This is a genomic window from Croceicoccus sp. (genome assembly GCF_983967925.1).
The window spans coordinates 60055-78076 of the sequence record NZ_CFETID010000011.1 but is presented as its reverse complement, the minus strand read 5'-3'; the positions used below and the strand labels follow the sequence as shown (position 1 = coordinate 78076).

Here is an 18022-nt window from a genome sequence, read left to right as displayed (position 1 = left end):
CAATTCTTGATCACGGCTGGCTTGCTCCCGTCCCTTTCGGTCACTTGCCGGCCGGCACTATGACGGTGTTGTTGCCCCGGCTGACGCGCACGGTCGGTCCGGTGGGCCGGGCGGCGGCAGGCGCGGCGCCGACGCTGGGTGCCGGATCGTTGCTCTTGGGCGAAGGCATGAAGCGCGACTGGAAGCGCGACACGTCGCCGCCGGTCTGGAAGGTGGTGCGGCCTTCCTGCGGGCGGTTCATCGCCAGCTGCAGGATTTCCTCTTCCTCTTCGGGCGAAGCGCCTTCGGGCACGACCAGCTCGCCCGAGGCGATGGCGCGGTCGAGTTCGGCGCGGTTGTCGGCGATCGAGCGCAGGGCCAGCGACAGCGTGCCGACTTCCTGTGCGACATAGATCTTCTCGGCGATGCGCGGCGTGGCTTCCAGCGTGACGGTGCGGAACTTCTTCACCACGGTCTTGCCTTCGACCTGCGTCGTTTCGGTCGACTGGTCGGTGGCCAGCACGCGCAGGTTGCGCAGCACGGTTTCGGTGGCGTTGAAGCCGGGCTCGTCGCGGCCGCCGCCGATGGCCTGCGTCAGCAGCAGGTCGACGCGGTCACCCGGAAAGACAAAGCCCGCAACGCCGGTCTTTTCCGACACGGTGACGGTCACGGCGCGCATGCCGGGCCCAAGCGCGGCGGCCAGGAAGCCCCGGTCGCCCGGCTGCACCAGCGTGCCCTTGGTCAGCGGCTGGCCCGCGGTCACGGGAAAGCGTGCGACGGTGCCGAGCAGCTTTTGCATATCGGCCTCGCCCTCGACGAAATAGACGTCCTGCACCATCTCCTTGGGCCACATCTTGAACTGCAGCGCATCGGCGGTGATGATGGTGCCGACCGGCAGCGCACGCTGGGCGACCAGCACGCGCGGACCTTCGGGTTCGGCCACGGCGGCCTCTGCCTGGGGAGCGGTGCTCCCCGCGAACATGCTGCGCGCCATCAGTGCGGTCCCCACCGCGACGACCAGCGCGACTGCCAGCAGGATCAGCTTCTTCTTGTCCATGGCTCCAAAGCCCCTTCGTCAATCGGATCGGGGATTCTCGCCCCCATTCGTGCTGCCAGACTCACCGGCAATGGTTAAAATCAGGTCAAGGCGACCCGCTCATCACGCAAAATTCAGCGAATTTGTGGAAAATGCCGTCTGGACCGCAGGCCCGTAGCGAACGGCGAACATCACCAGCATCACCAGCGCGGCGGACACGCCATAGGGCGTCGAGCGCGCCTCGACATGGCGGCCTTCGCGCCAGGCCCGGCGGACGCCGCGCCAGACGATCAGGGTCGCAAAGCCGTTGACGATCATCGTCAGCAGCACGACCATCATGAACAGCGAGGGTTCGAGCCACAGCGCCAGCGCGGTGAACAGCTTGACGTCGCCGCCGCCCATCTGGCCGATCTTGAACAGCAAGGCGCCGAACACGAACCAGCCGACGGCGAGGCCGATCTGGATGGCGACGCCCGGCCAGATCGAAAGCCCGCTGGCCCACCAGAACATCGGCGCGGCAATCGCGATCGCGCCGGTCAGCCGGTTGGTGATCTTGCGATGCCGAAGATCGGTGATCCCTGCATAGAGCACCGCGATTGCCAATGCGGCGAGCAATCCGTAAGCGATGAGATGCGTGTTCATGTCCAACCGGTTCCCCCTGATTGGGGCCGGTCTAAAGGGCAGGACTTACCAAACAGTAACCATGCCCGCGAAGATGCCGTTACCCAAAGTGAACTCGCTTTCTTGACCGACCTGCACCCTGCCATTCCCGGCGCGATGTCCGCCGATCCGGCCGCTGCCCGCCGCGCCATTCCGGCCCACGCCCGCGAATCGGCGTGGCACGCCCCCGACGGGCACGCGATCCGCCGGATCGACTGGCCCAGACCCGCGCAATCGCGCGGTTCGCTGCTGTTTCTGGGCGGGCGCGGCGATGCGTATGAGAAATATCTCGAGACGCTGGAATACTGGTTCGGCCAGGGCTGGGCGGTCACCGCGATCGACTGGCGCGGGCAGGGCGGATCGGGCCGGCTGGGCGATGACGATGCCACCGGCCATATCGGCGATTTCGCGCACTGGATCGACGATCTGCGCGGGTTCTGGAGCGACTGGAAAGCCGAATCGGGCGCGAATCGCCCGGCCCAAGAAAAGCACGTTCTGATCGGTCATTCGATGGGCGGTCAGCTTGCCCTGCGCGGCGTGGCGGAAGGCGCGGCCGATCCCGATGCGCTGGTGCTGGTCGCGCCGATGCTGGGCTTTGCGGGGCCGCCGCTCAGCCCGTGGATGTGGCACGGCGCGGCGCGTGTCATGGCGGCGCTGGGCCCGGTCAGCCGGCCCGCGTGGAAGATGGGCGAGAAGCCGGGGCAGCCCGCCGGCGCGCGGCAGGGCATTTTGACGCATGACGTCAGTCGCTATGAGGACGAGCTGTACTGGCGCGAAAAACGCCCGCAATTGCGGCTGGGCGCGCCAAGCTGGGGCTGGGTCGAACGCGCCGCCGAATCGATGCGCCGCACGGCAAGAGCGGATGTGTTGGCAAAGGTGAAGCTCCCCGTGCTGGTGCTGTCCACCAGCGCCGACCGGCTGGTCAGCGCGCGCGCGATCCGCCGCGCCGTGCGCCTGCTACCCGATGCGCGGCTGATGGAATTCGGCTCCGAATCGGCGCATGAAATCCTGCGTGAGAGCGATGAGGTGCGTGGCCGTGCCCTCTCGGCAATCGACGATTTTCTTGCGCAACGCCTGCCTGCGGACGGAGCGCAATGACCGGGGCGGTCTCGGAAAACTGCGACATCGCCATCGTCGGCGCGGGCATGGCGGGGGCAAGCCTTGCCGCCAGCCTTGCGGGCGAGGCATCGGTCATCATGCTCGAGGCCGAGGATGTCGCGGGCTATCACGCCACCGGCCGCTCCGCCGCGTTCTGGGAGGAAACCTATGGCGGGCCGCAGGTCTTTCCGCTGACCGTCGCCAGCGGACCCTATCTGCGCGAGGGTGGATTTCTGACGCCGCGCGGCGCGCTTCACATCGGCAGGGCAGGCGATGTCGAGGCAATCGAAGCCTATGTCGCGCGGTTCGCGGCACTGGGCGCGAATATGGAGCGGCTGGACCAAGCAAAGATGGCGCGGCTGGTGCCGGGGCTGAAGCCCGAGTGGGTCGACGGGACATGGAGCGAAAGCTGCTGCGACATCGACGTGGGCGCGCTGCACGCGCATTTCCTGTCGCGGGCACAGGCGGGGGGCGCCTTGCTGCGAACGCGGGCAAAGCTGGCGGCGGCGGAACGCGGCGCGCAGGGCTGGGCGCTGCGGCTGGCGGACGGCAGCACCGTAACGGCGCGCATATTGGTCAACGCGGCGGGCGCATGGGCGGACGAGGTGGCGCGGATTGCGGGCGCGCAGCCCATCGGCATCGCGCCGCTACGCCGCACGGTGCTGCAATTGCGCTGCAGCCCCGAAGCGCCCGCCGACCTGCCGCTGGTGCTGGACATCAACGAGACATTCTATTTCAAGCCCGAAAGCGGCCGCCTCTGGCTCAGCCCGCATGACGAGACGCCGTCGCCCGCCTGCGACGCCGCGCCCGACGAGCTGGACGTGGCGCTCGCGATCGACCGGCTGGAACAGGCCGTCGACTGGCGGGTGGACGCGGTCGAGCGCAAATGGGCAGGACTGCGCAGTTTTGCGCCCGATCGTGCGCCCATCTATGGCTTTGATGCGCATTTGCCGGGCTTTTTCTGGTGCGCGGGGCAGGGCGGTTTCGGCATCCAGACCTCGCCCGCCGCCGCCGACATGGCCGTCGCTCTGCTGCTGGGCCGGGACGCTGTGGGACCGGCCAAGGGCATCGATCCCGCGCCTTACCGCGCCGACCGCTTCTGATCCGCACCGCGACCGGGGTTGCACCCGAAGGCCAGGCTGTTATCCATGGCAGTACAGATTTCCTGACGGCCAGAAACGGGGGCAACGCCATGGCACATCGCTTTGAAATCCGGCAGAACAAGAAGGGCGAGTATGTCGCCTATTTCTGCTATAATTCGGAAACCATGTTCTGGACCGAAGGCTATAGTTCGAAGGCCAGCGCCCAGAACGCGATCGATTCGATCCTCAAGAACGGTCCGGGCGCCGAAGTGGTCGACACCACGGTCTGACCGCCACCCCTATACCCGCGCCGCCAGCGCCGCATCGCTGGCAAGCTGGTCGGCGCGCTCGTTCTCTGGATGGCCGTCGTGGCCCTTGACCCAGTGCCAGTCGATCGTGTGCGGGCGCGCCGCATCCAGCAGTTCGCGCCACAGATCCTCGTTCAACACAGGCTTTTTCGCGGCGGTCTTCCAGCCTTTCTTCTGCCAGCCGAAGACCCATTTGGTGATACCGTCGATCACATATTTGCTGTCGGTATAAAGCGCGACCTTGCAAGGGCGCTTCAGCGCCTGCAGCGCGCGGATCGCGGCGGTCAGTTCCATACGGTTGTTGGTCGTCGCGCCTTCCGATCCGGACATCTCCTTCTCGGTCGCTTCCCCGTCCTTCTTCATCGCCCGCAGGATCGCGCCCCAGCCGCCCGGACCGGGATTGCCCTTGCACGCGCCGTCGGTGAAAATCTCGACATCCATTAAGACAGGACCCCGAACGCCACCGCGCCCCGTTCATCATAGAACGCATGGCGGCGCAGGAAGGCCAGCGGATCCTTCTTGGTCACCATCGCATCGGCAGGGGTGTTCAGCCAGTCATAGGCGCGGGTCAGCAGGAAGCGCAGACAGCCCGCCTTGGCCAGATCGGGCAGGGCCGCGATCTCGGCGGCATCGGGCTCGCGCACCGAACGGTAACCGGTCAGCAGCGCATCGCCGATGGCGGGATCGAAGTGGCGGCCATCGGGCGTAAAGCTCCAAGCCGCATGGGTCACGGCGATGTCATAGGCCATCGGACCTGTGCATGCGAAATAGAAGTCGATCATGCCCGACACCTCGTCGCCCACCAGCAGCACATTGTCGGGAAACAGATCGGCATGGATCGTCGACACCGGCAGGTCCGCAGGCCAGCGCTTTATCGCGTCGTCCACCAGCGCGGGTACGGCATCCAGCACCGGGTCGATCTCGGACCAGCGGCCCGCGCAGGACCGTACGAAACCGCGCCACGCCTCAGGCCCCATTCCGTCCCTGCGAAAGTCGCCAAAGCTCTGTCCCGCAAGATGCACCTGCGCCAGTGCCGCGCCCACCGCCTCGGCCTGCGCCGGAGTCGGATCGTCGGCGCTGACACCCGGCAGGAACTCGATCAGCGCCAGCATCTTCTCGCCCTGCGGCGTGTCGATGGTGCGCCATGCCGAGCCGCTGGAATCGTGGATTGTCCGCGGAACCGGACAGCCCGCCGCGGCCAGATGGTCGAGCAGATTCAGAAAGAACGGCAGATCGCGCGTATCTGTGCGCTCTTCATAGACGGTCAGGATGAAACGCCCCGCGTCAGGGGTACCACGCGTTTCCAGCAGCCAGTTGCTGTTCGACACGCCCTCGGCGATGCCCTTGGCGGACACCAGCTCGCCCACGCCGAACTGCGTAACCAGCGCGGCCATGTCCTCGCTGTTGATGCGGGTATAGACAGCCATGATGCGCGGATCAGTCGGTCAGCTGGCGAGGCAGCTTGAAGACCATGTTTTCCTCGGTCGTGGTGATGACCCGTTCCTCCACCGCGCGGAAGCGGGAGAGATGGTCGATCACCTCGCGCACCAGCACCTCGGGCGCGCTGGCCCCGGCGGTGAGGCCGATGGTGCCGATGCCGTCCAGCATTTCCGCATCGATGTCGTCGCCGCGCTGGATCAGCCGCGCATCGGTGCCTATGCGTTCGGCCACCTCGACAAGGCGCAGCGAGTTCGACGAATTGGCCCCGCCGATCACCAGCAGCATGTCGACCTGCGGAGCGAGGACCTTGACCGCCGCCTGCCGGTTCGACGTGGCATAGCAGATATCCTCGCCGCGCGGCCCGGCGATGTCGGGAAAACGCTGCTTCAGCGCCTCGATCATGGCATGGGTATCGTCGACCGACAGCGTCGTCTGGGTCAGGAACGCCAGCGGCGTGCCGGGTTCGAATTTCAGCTTCGCCACGTCCTCGACCGTTTCGACCAGCGTCATGTCGCCTTGCGGCACCTGTCCGAACGTGCCGATGACCTCCGGGTGGCCGGCGTGGCCGATGAAGATGATGTGCCGCCCCGCCTCGACCTGGCGTTCGGCCTGGCGGTGCACCTTGCTGACCAGCGGGCATGTCGCGTCGAGGTAGTCGAGGCCGCGTTCCTCCGCATGGGCGGGCACCGATTTCGGCACGCCATGCGCGGAAAAGACCACCGGCACGCCGTCGGGCACCTCGTCCAGTTCCTCGACAAAGATGGCGCCCTTGGCCTTCAGGCTGTCGACCACATAGCGGTTATGCACGATTTCGTGCCGCACATAGACGGGCGCGCCATATTTCTGCAGCGAACGCTCGACGATCTCGATCGCGCGGTCGACGCCGGCGCAAAAGCCACGCGGCGCGGCCAGCAGGACCAGCAGATGGGGAAGCGTGTCCCCGGCTTCGCGGGTTTCGCTGGCGGCGGCGGGCATGGTGGGGGTGTTCATGCCCTGCCTTTAGCGTCAGCAGGGGGCAGGCGTAAAGCGGCGGTAAAGGTTCGGATGGACATGACGGAACCGCGTTCGTCCTTTCGCGCGCCGTTGCCCTTGCGAAAGGCTGCGGCTAGGGCAGGCAGCATCCCGTTGAAAGCGGCCATCCGTCTTGGCCGCCGCATATGACTGGCAGAAGGTTCCGCCGCCCATGAAGATGAAATTCCGCCCCGCCGCAGGTTTCGCATTGCTGATGTCCGGCGTGGCCCTGCTCGCCGGCTGCTCGCGCGAGGGTGAGCTCGTGCTTCAGGAAGGCGTCGGCGTCACCTCCGTCCGCTCGCGCTGCCCGGCGGTGGGCATCCCCGCCTATACCGGCGACATCACGACCTTCAGCCAGCCGAACGACAAGTCGCTGGCCTCGATGGACGTCACCGCCACCATGACGAACCTGCGCGCCGCGTGCGACGACACCGGCGCAAAGATTTATTCCGAGGCGACGTTCGACGTCCTCGCCACCCGGCGCGACACCGGCGCGGCACGCAGCGTGGAGCTGCCTTTCTTCGTCACCGTGCTGCAGGGCGGCAATTCGGTTCAGTCGAAGCGGATCGGCAGCGTGACGGTGAATTTCGCGGCGGGACAGGACCGCGCGCAGGCAAGCGGACGGGCAGGTGCTTTCATCGATGCAGCCGCCGCCACCCTGCCCGAGGATGTTCGCGAACAGATCACGCGCCGCCGCAAGCCCGGGGACCCCGATGCCGCGCTCGACCCGCTGGCCGACCCTGAGGTCAGGGCCGCGGTCGCGCGCGCTTCGTTCGAGGTGCTGGTGGGTTTCCAGCTGAGCGAGGACCAACTGGCCTATAACGCCACGCGTTGATTCGGGTAGCGATCGGGCGCGGGTAAAGGCGGTCTGACGCGTCAGGCCACTTCCCACTCGCGTCATTCCCCGCTAGTCGCGCGGCCATGACCGAGCAGACCACGGAAAAGCCCCTCACCATCCACGCCGCCATTTCGGCCGCGGTGGACAAGGCCCTCGACGCGATGGAGACGGCGGGCACGCTGCCCGGCGGGCTCGACCGCGCGAATGTCACGGTAGAGCCGCCGCGCGATCCCGCGCATGGCGATCTGGCCACCAATGCCGCCATGGTGCTGGCCAAGCCCGCAAAGACCAATCCGCGCGCATTGGCAGAGGCACTGGCGGCAGAGCTTTCGAAGGAAGCCGATATCGCCGCGGCCGAGATCGCGGGGCCGGGCTTCATCAATCTGCGGATCGCGCCCAGCGCATGGGAAGCCGAGCTCGACGCGATTGCCGCGCTGGGCGACGCCTATGGGCGCTCCGCCATGGGCGCGGGGCAAACGGTCAATATCGAATATGTGTCGGCCAATCCGACGGGCCCGATGCACATGGGCCATTGCCGCGGCGCGGTTGTCGGCGATTCGCTGGCGGGGCTGCTGGAATATGCGGGCTTTGCGGTGATCCGCGAATATTACGTCAATGACGCGGGCGCGCAGGTGCAGACGCTCGCCCGGTCGGTGCATCTGCGGTACCGCGAGGCGCTGGGCGAGGATATCGGCGCGATTCCCGAGGGGTTCTATCCCGGCGACTATCTGGTCCCCATCGGCAGGGCCTTGGCCGAGGAATTCGGCGACGGGTACAAGGACGCGCCCGAAAGCGAATGGCTCGACCTGTTCCGGATGCGCGCGGTCGACGCGATGATGGACATGATCCGCAGCGATCTGGCCATGCTGGGCATCCACCACGATTTGTTTTCTTCCGAAGCCAAGCTGCAGGCCGAGGGCAAGCCCGAGATGGCCGAGACCTTCCTGCGCCAGAAGGGCCTTGTCTATGACGGCCTGCTGGAAGCGCCCAAGGGCAAGACGCCTGACGACTGGGAGCCGGTGGAGCTGCCGCTGTTCCGCTCGACCCAGTTCGGTGACGATCAGGACCGGCCGATCCGGAAATCCGACGGCAGCTGGACCTATTTCGGCGCGGACATGGCCTATCACTTCCAGAAGGCCCAAGGTGCTGATGCCTTGATCGACATCTGGGGCGCGGATCATGCGGGCACGGTCAAGCGGATCAAGGCCGCCGTCGCCGCGCTGACCGGCGCGGAGCATGCCGAATCCAAGCCTTTCGACGTCAAGCTGGTGCAGATGGTCCAGCTGCTGCGCGACGGCGAACCGGTGAAGATGTCCAAGCGTTCGGGCAATTTCATCACCATCGCCGACATGGTCGAGGAAGTGGGCAAGGACGTGGTGCGCTTCACCATGCTGACCCGCAAGCCCGAGGCGCAGATGGATTTCGACTTCGCCAAGGTGGTCGAGGCGTCGAAGGACAATCCCGTCTTCTATGTCCAATACGCCCACGCCCGCATCGCATCGGTGCTGCGCAAGGCGGCCGAAGCCGGGCTTTCCGACAAGGCCGAGGCGGCGCGCGCCCAAAGCTGGGGCGATGACGGCATCCTCCACACCGACGAGCAGGTGCTGATGAAACAGGCCGCCCAGTTCCCGCGCGTGGTCGAACAAGCCGCCCGCGCGCGCGAACCGCACCGGATCGCCTTCTTCCTGATGGATCTGGCGGCCGCGTTCCATGCGCTGTGGAATCAGGGCAATGACGACCCGGCCCGCCGCTTTATCGTGGAAGACGACATGGTAAACACGGGTGTCCGGCTATATCTTGCGAAACAGATCGGGCAGGTTATCCGCAACGGCCTCTCGATTCTGGGTGTCGAGGCAGCGGAGCGACTCTAGGCGATGATTCCACAGGTCAGCCAAGGCGGTGACGGCGAAGCGCAACTGGCGCTGGACGAAGCCGACCTGCGGCTGCCGTGGCTGGAACCGGCTGACGAGGATGACGACGAGGGGCTGGACTGGCCCCGCATGGGCAAGTTCCTGGGCATTGCCGCCGGGCTGATCGTGCTTGCCGTGCTGGCGATCTGGCTGCTGCGCGACTGGCAGCTTGCCCCGCCCGAGGGCGACGGTTCGGTCATCGCCGCGCCAGATGCGCCCTACAAGGTCCGTCCCGAAAATCCGGGCGGCAAGACCTTCGCGGGGACCGGCGACACCAGCTACAAGGTGGGCGAGGGGATCGAGCGCGAGGCGCGGATCGCCCAGAAAAAGCCCGATCCCGAACCCGTCGCACCCGCGCCAAAGCAGGACGCCGATCCGGCCCCTGCGCCTGCGCCCGCTCCGGCGCCGCAGGTGTCCGGCGTCGGCGTACAGGTCGGTGCCTATTCGACCGAGGCGGCGGCGCAGAAAGGCTGGCAGACGCTGACCCAGCGCTATCAGCGGCTGGGCGATTTCGACCGCCGCATCATCGAGGGGCGCGCTGATATCGGCACCGTGTTCCGCCTGCAGGCGGTGACGGGCAGCACGGCTTCGGCCAATGCGCTGTGCAGCGAATTGAAGGCGAACGGCATAGAATGTCAGGTAAAGCGCTGATTTGGGGATAAGGGCGCGCTGTCCGCCACCCGAACTTGCGCATTTCCGCGATTCCGTGCGAATCTTCGCGTCTTATGACCCCCGCGATATTCGGCCTTTCCGGCACCGAGCTGACCGACGACGAACGCGCCTTCTTTCGTGAGGCCGATCCGGCGGGCTATATCCTGTTCGGGCGCAATTGCGAAAGTCCGGCGCAGATGCGCGCGCTCACCGATGAATTGCGCACGGTCGCGGGGCGGGACGATCTGCTGATCACCATCGACCAGGAAGGCGGGCGCGTCGCGCGCATGAAGCCCCCGGTCTGGCCGCAATATCCGCCGCAGGGCATCTTCGACCGGTTATACGACATCGCCCCGATCTCCGCGATAGAGGCGGCGCGGGTCAATGCCGAGGCGATCGGGCTGGACCTTGCCGAAGCCGGCCTCAATTGCGACGCGCTCCCGCTGCTCGACGTCAGGTGCGAGGGCGCGCATGACGTGATCGGCGACCGCGCGCTGGGCCACGACCCGATGCGCGTCGCCGCGTTGGGGCGCGCCGTGCTGGACGGGCTAGAACAAGCGGGCGTCGCGGGCATCATCAAGCATATCCCCGGCCACGGCCGCGCCTGCGCCGACAGCCACAAGGAAATGCCCGTGGTCACCGCGAGCGAGGCGGAGCTTGAGCAGGACATCGCCCCGTTCCACGCGCTGCGCGGCGCAGCCATCGGGATGAGCGCGCATGTCACCTATACCGCATGGGACGCGGACCATCCCGCCACCCAATCCGCCAGGGTGATCGGCGACATCATCCGCGGTCGCATCGGTTTTGGCGGATTGTTGATGAGCGACGACATCGACATGGAAGCCCTGTCCGGCTCCATCGCAGAGCGTTCGGTGAAGGCGCTGGAGGCGGGCTGCGACCTCGTGCTCAATTGCTGGGCGAAAATGCCCGACATGGTTGCGACCGTCGAAGCCTGCGGCGATATCACGCCCGATGCCCGCCGCCGCCTCGACGCGGCGATGCAGGGCAAGGCGGTGGCGGTGTTCGAAAGTGCCGAACGGCGGGCCGAATGCATCGCCAAGCGTGACGCGTTGCTGGCGGCGGCAGGGGTGGCGGCGTGATAATCGACGGCTCCGAACCCGGCACGTTGTGGGGGGAAGGGGCCGGCGGCTGGACCGACGATGCACCCGCGCCAGCCGACGACAGCGAGCGTCTCTATGTCGAACTCGCGACATGGGAAGGGCCGCTCGACGTGCTGCTCGACCTGGCGCGGCGGCAAAAGGTCGATCTGCGGCGCATCTCGATCCTGGAACTGACCGACCAGTATCTCGCCTTCATCGACCGCGCGGGCGAAATGCGGCTGGAACTTGCCGCGGATTACCTTGTGATGGCGGCGTGGCTGGCATTCCTGAAATCCGCGATGCTGCTGCCCAAGGAAGAGCAGGAAGACCCCAGCCCCGAGGAACTGGCGCTGCGCCTGCAACTCAGGCTCGAACGGCTGGCGGCGATGCGCAATGTCGCGGCGCGGCTGATGGCGCGCGACCGGCTGGGCCGCGACGTGTTCGCGCGCGGCGCGCCAGAGGGGCTGCGCGTGTTGAAGAAGCGGGCATGGCAATGCGAATGGTTCGATCTGGTGCAGGCCTATGGACAGGTGAAGGCGCGCACCGCACCCGTCGTCCACATGGTGCGCGACCGCGCGGTTATGACGCTGGAAAGCGCGCTGTCGCGCGTGTCGTCCATGCTGGGCGTATCGCTGGACTGGATGGAACTGCGCCAGTTCCTGCCTCCCCATGCCGACCCGAAATTGCGCAAGTCGGCGCTCGCCAGCAGCTTCGTCGCTGCGCTGGAACTGGCGAAGCAGGGCCGGGCGGAAATCGCGCAGGAGGACGTGTTCGGGCCGCTACGCTTGCGCGCGCTTGGCGGGGCGCGGTCCCGCGAATGACGCAGGACGCTGGCCCCGACGATCTGGTCCGCGCGGTCGAAGCCGTGCTGTTCGCGGCGGAGGAGCCGATGACCGCGGCCGAGATCGGCGAGCACCTGGGCGGGGCGGATGTGCGCGAGGCGCTGTCGGAACTGGCCGCCCGTTACGAAGGACGCGGCATCGAACTGGTGAGGCGCGGGCAGCGCTGGCACCTGCAGACCGCACCCGATCTTGCCCATCTGCTACGCCGAGAGCGCGAGGAGCCCAAGCGGCTGTCGCGTGCGGCGACCGAATGCCTTGCGATCATCGCCTATCACGAACCGGTCAGCCGCGCCGAAATCGAATCGATTCGCGGCGTGCAGACGGCGAAAGGCACGCTTGACGTGTTGATGGAGGCCGGATGGGTTCGCGCCGCGGGCCGCCGCGAGGTTCCGGGCAGGCCCGTGATCTATGCGACCACGCCCGAATTCCTCACCCATTTCGGCCTTGCCACCCGCCGCGACCTGCCGGGCTTGGCCGAATTGCGCGCCGCGGGCCTGCTGGAACCAGTGGAAGAGGCGCTGGAAAGAGAAAGCTCGGATATTCACAAGAACGCAAAAGAAATGCGTCAGGAGGCAGGCGACACCGAAGCCTCTCTGGATATGGGCGACGAAACCGCCTAAACGGGAAGCGTACTCTCGTATAAGTGAGAATTTGAAATGAATGTTGGACCCTGGCAATTGCTGATCGTCGCGATCGTGATCCTCGTGCTCTTCGGACGCGGACGGATCTCGGAAATGATGGGCGACTTCGGCAAGGGCATCAAAAGCTTCAAGCAGGGCATGAACGAGGAATCGCGTTCGCCGGAACGGATCGACCATCAGGCGCCCGCCCCAACGACGACCGAAAAGACGGCCGCACCGACCGCTGCGCCCGCCGCGACGAGCGATAGCGAAAAGAGCAGCTGAGCCGCGTTGGCGGGGCTGCGTTAGGACGCTTCTTTCATGTTCGACATCGGCGCGATCGAGCTGCTGATCATCGTGATCGTCGCGGTGGTCGTCATCGGCCCGAAGGATATGCCGCTGGCCATGCGCACGGCGGGACGCTGGATCGGCAAGATCCGGCGCGTTTCGGCACATTTCCGGTCAGGCATCGACGCCATGGTGCGCGAGGCCGAGCTGGAAGAGATGCAGGCCGAATGGAACAAGCGCAACGCCGAGATCATGGCCAAGCATCCCGAGGCCGTAAGGCCCGCCCATGACGGCCAGCGCGCCGCGCTGCCCGAACCGGATGCGCCGAAGGTCGAACCGTCTGCGACCGGCAGCGCGAAAGCGCCTGATACGGATGGCACCAAACCGGTCGATCCGCAAATGGAGCCTGAGCCCCTGGCTGCACCCCGGGCTGAACCCGATGCTGAACCTTCGCCCGAGCTACCGCTCGAGCCTGCGCCTGAGCGGCAGCAGGCGGATCGGTAGGACGCCATGTTTCGCATATCCGATCTCGACGAAACCGAATCGCCGCTGCTCGACCATCTGATCGAGCTCAGGAACCGGCTGATGCGCTGCCTGCTGACGCTGGTGGTGGCCTTTGCGATCTGTTTTCCGTTTTCGGACGAGATCTTCGGCTTTCTGGTGAGGCCGCTGACACAGGCCTTTCCCGATGGGCAAGGACGGCTGATCTATACCAAGCTGTATGAGGCGTTTTTCGTCGAACTGAAGGTCGCGGTGTTCGCCGCGTTCTTTCTGTCGTTCCCGATCATCGCCAACCAGCTGTGGCAATTCGTCGCGCCCGGTCTTTATGCGAAAGAGAAAAAGGCGTTCCTGCCGTTCCTGTTCGCGACCCCCATCCTGTTTACCGCCGGGGCGGCGCTCGCCTATTTCGTGGTGATGCCCAATGCGTTTCGCTGGTTCATCGGGTTCCAGGGCGATGCCGGCGGCCTGCAGATAGAGGCGCTGCCCGGAACCGGCGATTATCTGGCGCTGGTGATGCAGTTCATCCTGGCGTTCGGGATCAGCTTCCTGCTGCCGGTCTTGCTCATGCTGCTCAACCGGGCGGGGATCGTCAGTCGGGAATCGCTCAAGAAAGCGCGCCGCTATGTGATCGTCGCGATCGTGGCGCTGGCCGCGATCATCACCCCGCCGGACCCCGGCTCGCAGCTTGTGTTGGCGGTCCCGCTCTATCTGTTGTTCGAAGGCTCGCTGTTCCTGATGTGGCTGACCGATCGCCGCAAGAAGAGCGAACCGGAAGAGGACGAGGCCGTCGAAGAAGACAAGCGCGAGAGCATTACCGGCGAGGGCACCGGGGCCTGATCCGCAGCGGAGCCGCCGCGACATCCATGCCATGCCGATAATGGCCGCGCATCGGCCTGTGCGCTACGTCCGCCACCACACCGCCCGCCAACAAGCCGAACGCGCATAAGAAAAGGGCGGAGCCATCGGCCCCGCCCTTTCTGAACTCGGAATCCGAGAAACGATCAGACGCTGATCGGATCGTCGTCGTCGCCGTCGACGGCAATGTAGATGCCGACGCCGATGAGAACGGCAGCGAGAACGGCGAGAATCGGCGAACCGCCGCCCATCTCGCTGGTCTTGGCAGCAGGCGCAGCAGCGCGCTGGTCGCCTTCGGCTGCAATGGCGGCGACAGGCGCCGAAACGAGTGCCAGCGCAGTAGCGGCAGTGGCCATCTTGCGGAGGATCATTAGTTTATCTCCTTGTTCGCTCAATTCTTTTCGAATTCGAGCGGGATAACCCTGCCCCGAACCGAACCTCAGTCACTTGTCCGTAGCTATGTCCCCCAAGCTGCGGATTCATGACACCGGCCAAGCGACGCAACGCGCCAACCCGGATTTGCAGCACGAAAATACGTTTTCATCGTCTTGTGTCAACGCCGTTAATGCCTTCAAACACATGGCAGACATCATTTTTTTGCCTTGCAGCAAGGGATTGCCGCATTTGCGCAACAGCTTTTTATAATTCCTGACTAATCGCGCTGATAGACGCGAACGCCTGCGATCCAGGTCTGTTCCACCCGCAGGTCACGAATTTCAGAATCCGGGATTTCCAGCGGGTCCGCGCTGACGAACAGGAAATCGGCCCATTCACCTTCGGCCAGACTGCCGAATCGGCCCTCGGCCTTGCCGGCATAGGCGCCCGCCGCGGTAAATCCCGCAAACGCCTGCTGGCGGCTGATACGCTCTTGCGGCATCCAGCCGCCCGCGGGCTGCCCATCGGCGCCCTGCCGCGTCACCGCCGCGGCGATCCCCGACCAGACATCGACCGGCTCGACCGGCGAGTCGGAGCCGAACGCGACCGGCGTGCCGCTTTCGATCAGCGAGTGCCAGGCATAGGCGCCCAGCAGCCGGTCGGGTCCCAGCCGCGCTTCGGCCATCAGACGGTCGGACGTCTGATGCACTGGCTGGACCGACGCGATCGCGTCGAGCTGCGCGAATCGGGGCAGGTCTGCCGGATCGACGATCTGCGCATGTTCGACGCGCCAGCGGCGGTCGCCCTCATAGGTCTCGCGCAGTTCGGCGATGGCATCCAGCACCTCGCGATTGGCGGCATCGCCGATGGCATGCACCGCGGGCTGGAACCCCGCCATCGCGGCCCGGCTCATCATGTTGCGAAGCTGGGTGCCGGACTTCAGCGGCAGGCCCCGCTCGCCTGGCGCGTCGGCATAATCTTCCAGCAGCCATGCGCCGCGAGAACCCAGCGCACCGTCGAGATACAGCTTCACACCGCCCATATGCAGCCGGTCGCCATAAAGCCACATGGTGGGTTCCGCGCCCGCGATGGTGACCATCTCGTCGATGCCGGCGGCATAGCCCATCACGCGAATGCGCAGCCGCCCCCGGTCGCCCGCGCGGCGCAGGGCCTGCCAGTCGTCGATGGTCGTGCCCATATCGGCGACGGCGGTGATGCCATGCTCCAGCAGCATCTGCTGCGCCTTTTCCAGCGCAAGATCGCGTTCCTCTGGTCGGGGCTCGGGGACGAGGGAGGCGACGCTGTCCATCGCATTGTCGACGAACACGCCCGCGGGCGCATTGCCGGTGCCGCGAATGATCCGCCCGCCGTCGGGATCGGCGGTCTCTGCCGTCACGCCTGCCGCCGTCAGCGCCGCGCTATTCGCCCAGCCTGCGTGGCCGTCCGCGCGCATCAGCCAGACCGGCCGGTCGCTGACCGCTGCATCGAGGTCGGCGGCGGTGGGAAAGCGGCCCAGCCCCCATTTTTCCTGGTTCCATCCGCGACCGACGATCCATGCGCGGTTGGGAAAGCGCGCCGCATATTCGGCGATCCGGGCCTGCGCCTGTTGCAAAGATGTCGTGTCCGACAGGTCGAGGATCATCGCCGCGAGTCCCGTATCCATCAGGTGCAGGTGCGAATCGATGAAGGAGGGGATTAGCGTGCGGCCGTTTCCGTCGAGCTTGTAATCGACCTCCTTCGGGCGCTTGTCGCGTTTGCGGTATAGCCGGGCAACCTTGCCGTCGTCGTCGATCAGCATTGCCTCGAACCGTTCGACATTGCCGTCGCGGTCGAAACGTATGCCGTTCACATCCTCGATCAGCGTGTCGGCCAGAGCGGGCGGGACAAAGAGCATCAGAGAGGCGGAACAGGCGGCGGCCAGCAGGCGGGCGGCGCGCGAAACGGATGCTGTCGGGCAAGCGGTCATGGGGCTAGTCATCGAAGGGGGGTCTAAACCGCATTTGCAAGCCGCGCCATATCCGATAGGGCGCTGTCCCTATGTCCGACCTTCAGACCAGCACCGCCCGATCCGCGGAAACCGCCATGCCCTTCAACGCCGATGACGTGCGCGCCGCCGCGCAGCGTATCGCGGGACAGGTCGTGCGCACGCCCATGCTGAAATCGCTGACCCTGTCGCAGATTTCGGGCGCGGAAATCTGGCTGAAGTTCGAAAACCAGCAGTTCACCGCCGCCTATAAGGAACGCGGCGCGCTGAACGCCTTGCTGCAACTGACGCAGGAGCAGCGCGAACGCGGGGTCATCGCGGCGTCTGCCGGAAACCATTCGCAGGGCCTGTCCTATCACGGCACCCGGCTGGGCGTGCCCGTCACCATCGTGATGCCGCGCACCACGCCGACGGTGAAGATCATGCAGACCGAAAGCGTCGGCGGAAAGGTCGTGCTTGAGGGCGAGACGTTCGACGACGCCTCGGCCCATGCCCGCAAGCTTGAGAAAGAGCTTGGCCTGACCTTCGTGCATCCGTTCGACGATCCCTTCGTCGCGGCAGGGCAGGGCACCGTGGGTCTGGAGATGCTGCAGGACCAGCCCGACCTCGACATGCTGGTGGTGCCGATCGGCGGCGGCGGCCTGATCTCGGGCATTGCCACCATCGCGCGCGACCTCAATCCCGATATCGAGATCGTGGGCGTGCAGTCGGCGCTGTATCCATCGATGTTCGCGCGCATCAAGGGCGAGGAACATGTCTGCGGCGGCGATACGCTGGCCGAGGGAATCGCGGTGAAGGCGCCGGGCGAGATCACCGCGCGCGTGATCGCAGAGCTGGTCGACGACATATTGCTGGTGGACGAGGGGGCGCTGGAAAACGCGGTTTCCCTCTTGCTGCAGATCGAGAAGACGGTGGTCGAGGGCGCGGGTTCCGCGGGCCTCGCTGCGGTGCTGTCGAATCCCGAGATGTTCGCAGGCAAGAAAATCGGTCTGGTGCTGTGCGGCGGCAATATCGACACGCGTCTGCTCGCCAATGTGCTGCTGCGCGATCTTGCCCGTTCGGGCCGGCTGGCGCGGCTTCGCATAACGCTGCAGGACCGGCCGGGCGCGCTGTACCGCGTGATGCACGCGTTCGACGAGCATAACGTCAACATCATCGAGATCTATCACCAGCGCATCTTCACCACGCTGCCTGCCAAGGGGCTGATCACCGACATCGAATGCGAGGCCCGCGACGGGGCGCAGATCGACGGGCTGATCGCCGATCTCAGGTCCAAGGGCTATCAGGTGAGCACGGTCGAACTGGCCTGACGCCGGTTGATGGCCCTGCCGGCGATTCGCCCGGCTGGTCGACCGCAGGTGCCTTTTCGGCAGGCCGCTTGCAGGTTTCGCGTACCCTCAAAGGGTGAAAGAGCGTCTCTGACGGGCCTGAAAAAGACATTTTT

Annotated in this window: 20 protein-coding genes; 13 read left to right on the top strand and 7 right to left on the bottom strand. The window is 65.9% G+C overall.

Translation table 11 applies throughout. The features are described from left to right. Nucleotides 1-40: 40 nt before the first annotated feature. Complete coding sequence (gene cpaB, locus AC4FIJ_RS08270; RefSeq protein WP_490336239.1) at nt 41-1036, bottom strand: Flp pilus assembly protein CpaB; 996 nt, start codon at nt 1034-1036, stop codon at nt 41-43. A gap of 102 nt (nt 1037-1138) precedes the next feature. After that, nucleotides 1139-1657, bottom strand: coding sequence for an A24 family peptidase (locus AC4FIJ_RS08265; RefSeq protein WP_490336238.1), 519 nt, complete (start codon nt 1655-1657; stop codon nt 1139-1141). Nucleotides 1658-1759: 102 nt separating this feature from the next. On the opposite strand from AC4FIJ_RS08265, the gene AC4FIJ_RS08260 reads away from it, so the two are divergent. From AC4FIJ_RS08260 to AC4FIJ_RS08250, 3 genes are all read left to right on the top strand, one after another. Next, nucleotides 1760-2773 carry an alpha/beta fold hydrolase gene (locus AC4FIJ_RS08260; protein WP_490336237.1) on the top strand — a complete coding sequence of 338 codons (1014 nt, stop codon included), beginning with the start codon at nt 1760-1762 and terminating at the stop codon, nt 2771-2773. After that, entirely contained in the window at nt 2770-3876 is a 1107-nt protein-coding gene (locus AC4FIJ_RS08255; protein WP_490336236.1) for an NAD(P)/FAD-dependent oxidoreductase, read from the top strand. The genes AC4FIJ_RS08260 and AC4FIJ_RS08255 overlap by 4 nt, the downstream gene beginning before the upstream one ends. A gap of 89 nt (nt 3877-3965) precedes the next feature. After that, a complete protein-coding gene (locus AC4FIJ_RS08250) occupies nt 3966-4145 on the top strand; it encodes a YegP family protein (protein ID WP_490336235.1) in 180 nt (59 codons plus the stop codon). A gap of 9 nt (nt 4146-4154) precedes the next feature. Here AC4FIJ_RS08250 and rnhA read toward each other — a convergent pair whose 3' ends face one another. Genes rnhA through ispH form a run of 3 tightly spaced genes read right to left on the bottom strand, consistent with a single transcriptional unit; the run spans nt 4155 to nt 6593 of the window. Continuing rightward, a complete protein-coding gene (gene rnhA / locus AC4FIJ_RS08245) occupies nt 4155-4604 on the bottom strand; it encodes a ribonuclease HI (RefSeq protein ID WP_490336234.1) in 450 nt (149 codons plus the stop codon). Beyond that, nucleotides 4604-5590, bottom strand: coding sequence for a homoserine kinase (locus AC4FIJ_RS08240; protein WP_490336233.1), 987 nt, complete (start codon nt 5588-5590; stop codon nt 4604-4606). The genes rnhA and AC4FIJ_RS08240 overlap by 1 nt, the downstream gene beginning before the upstream one ends. A gap of 10 nt (nt 5591-5600) precedes the next feature. Beyond that, nucleotides 5601-6593: a 4-hydroxy-3-methylbut-2-enyl diphosphate reductase gene (gene ispH, locus AC4FIJ_RS08235; RefSeq protein WP_490336232.1), complete on the bottom strand. Its 993-nt coding sequence runs from the start codon at nt 6591-6593 to the stop codon at nt 5601-5603. A gap of 193 nt (nt 6594-6786) precedes the next feature. Here ispH and AC4FIJ_RS08230 point away from each other — a divergent pair, with 193 nt between their 5' ends. The 9 genes from AC4FIJ_RS08230 to tatC all read left to right on the top strand — a co-directional run bounded on the left by AC4FIJ_RS08230 (nt 6787) and on the right by tatC (nt 14201). Next, a complete protein-coding gene (locus tag AC4FIJ_RS08230) occupies nt 6787-7449 on the top strand; it encodes a hypothetical protein (protein WP_490336231.1) in 663 nt (220 codons plus the stop codon). A gap of 86 nt (nt 7450-7535) precedes the next feature. Continuing rightward, nucleotides 7536-9323 carry an arginine--tRNA ligase gene (gene argS / locus AC4FIJ_RS08225; RefSeq protein WP_490336230.1) on the top strand — a complete coding sequence of 596 codons (1788 nt, stop codon included), beginning with the start codon at nt 7536-7538 and terminating at the stop codon, nt 9321-9323. A gap of 3 nt (nt 9324-9326) precedes the next feature. Beyond that, on the top strand, nt 9327-10013 hold the full coding sequence (locus AC4FIJ_RS08220; protein ID WP_490336229.1) for an SPOR domain-containing protein: 687 nt from the start codon (nt 9327-9329) through the stop codon (nt 10011-10013). Between the two features lie 74 nt (nt 10014-10087). Beyond that, complete coding sequence (nagZ, locus tag AC4FIJ_RS08215) at nt 10088-11113, top strand: beta-N-acetylhexosaminidase (RefSeq protein ID WP_490336228.1); 1026 nt, start codon at nt 10088-10090, stop codon at nt 11111-11113. A gap of 2 nt (nt 11114-11115) precedes the next feature. Beyond that, on the top strand, nt 11116-11934 hold the full coding sequence (locus AC4FIJ_RS08210; RefSeq protein WP_490336262.1) for a segregation and condensation protein A: 819 nt from the start codon (nt 11116-11118) through the stop codon (nt 11932-11934). Then, a complete protein-coding gene (gene scpB / locus AC4FIJ_RS08205) occupies nt 11931-12575 on the top strand; it encodes an SMC-Scp complex subunit ScpB (RefSeq protein ID WP_490336227.1) in 645 nt (214 codons plus the stop codon). Before AC4FIJ_RS08210 ends, scpB begins: the two co-directional genes overlap by 4 nt. 36 nt (nt 12576-12611) lie before the next feature. After that, nucleotides 12612-12860, top strand: a complete 249-nt coding sequence (gene tatA / locus AC4FIJ_RS08200; protein WP_490336226.1) for a twin-arginine translocase TatA/TatE family subunit — start codon at nt 12612-12614, stop codon at nt 12858-12860. Nucleotides 12861-12896: 36 nt separating this feature from the next. Continuing rightward, entirely contained in the window at nt 12897-13367 is a 471-nt protein-coding gene (gene tatB / locus AC4FIJ_RS08195; RefSeq protein ID WP_490336225.1) for a Sec-independent protein translocase protein TatB, read from the top strand. A 6-nt stretch (nt 13368-13373) separates the two neighbouring features. Beyond that, a complete protein-coding gene (gene tatC / locus AC4FIJ_RS08190; RefSeq protein ID WP_490336224.1) occupies nt 13374-14201 on the top strand; it encodes a twin-arginine translocase subunit TatC in 828 nt (275 codons plus the stop codon). 164 nt (nt 14202-14365) lie between these two features. Here the strand turns inward: tatC and AC4FIJ_RS08185 are convergent, their stop codons facing one another. Together AC4FIJ_RS08185 and AC4FIJ_RS08180 are read right to left on the bottom strand one after the other, a co-directional pair. Next, nucleotides 14366-14590, bottom strand: coding sequence for a hypothetical protein (locus AC4FIJ_RS08185; protein ID WP_490336223.1), 225 nt, complete (start codon nt 14588-14590; stop codon nt 14366-14368). A 281-nt stretch (nt 14591-14871) separates the two neighbouring features. Continuing rightward, nucleotides 14872-16560 (bottom strand): amidohydrolase, encoded by a 1689-nt coding sequence (locus AC4FIJ_RS08180; RefSeq protein ID WP_490336222.1) that lies wholly within the window; start codon nt 16558-16560, stop codon nt 14872-14874. A 71-nt stretch (nt 16561-16631) separates the two neighbouring features. On the opposite strand from AC4FIJ_RS08180, the gene AC4FIJ_RS08175 reads away from it, so the two are divergent. Beyond that, nucleotides 16632-17888 carry a threonine ammonia-lyase gene (locus tag AC4FIJ_RS08175; protein WP_490336221.1) on the top strand — a complete coding sequence of 419 codons (1257 nt, stop codon included), beginning with the start codon at nt 16632-16634 and terminating at the stop codon, nt 17886-17888. Nucleotides 17889-18022 lie beyond the last annotated feature (134 nt).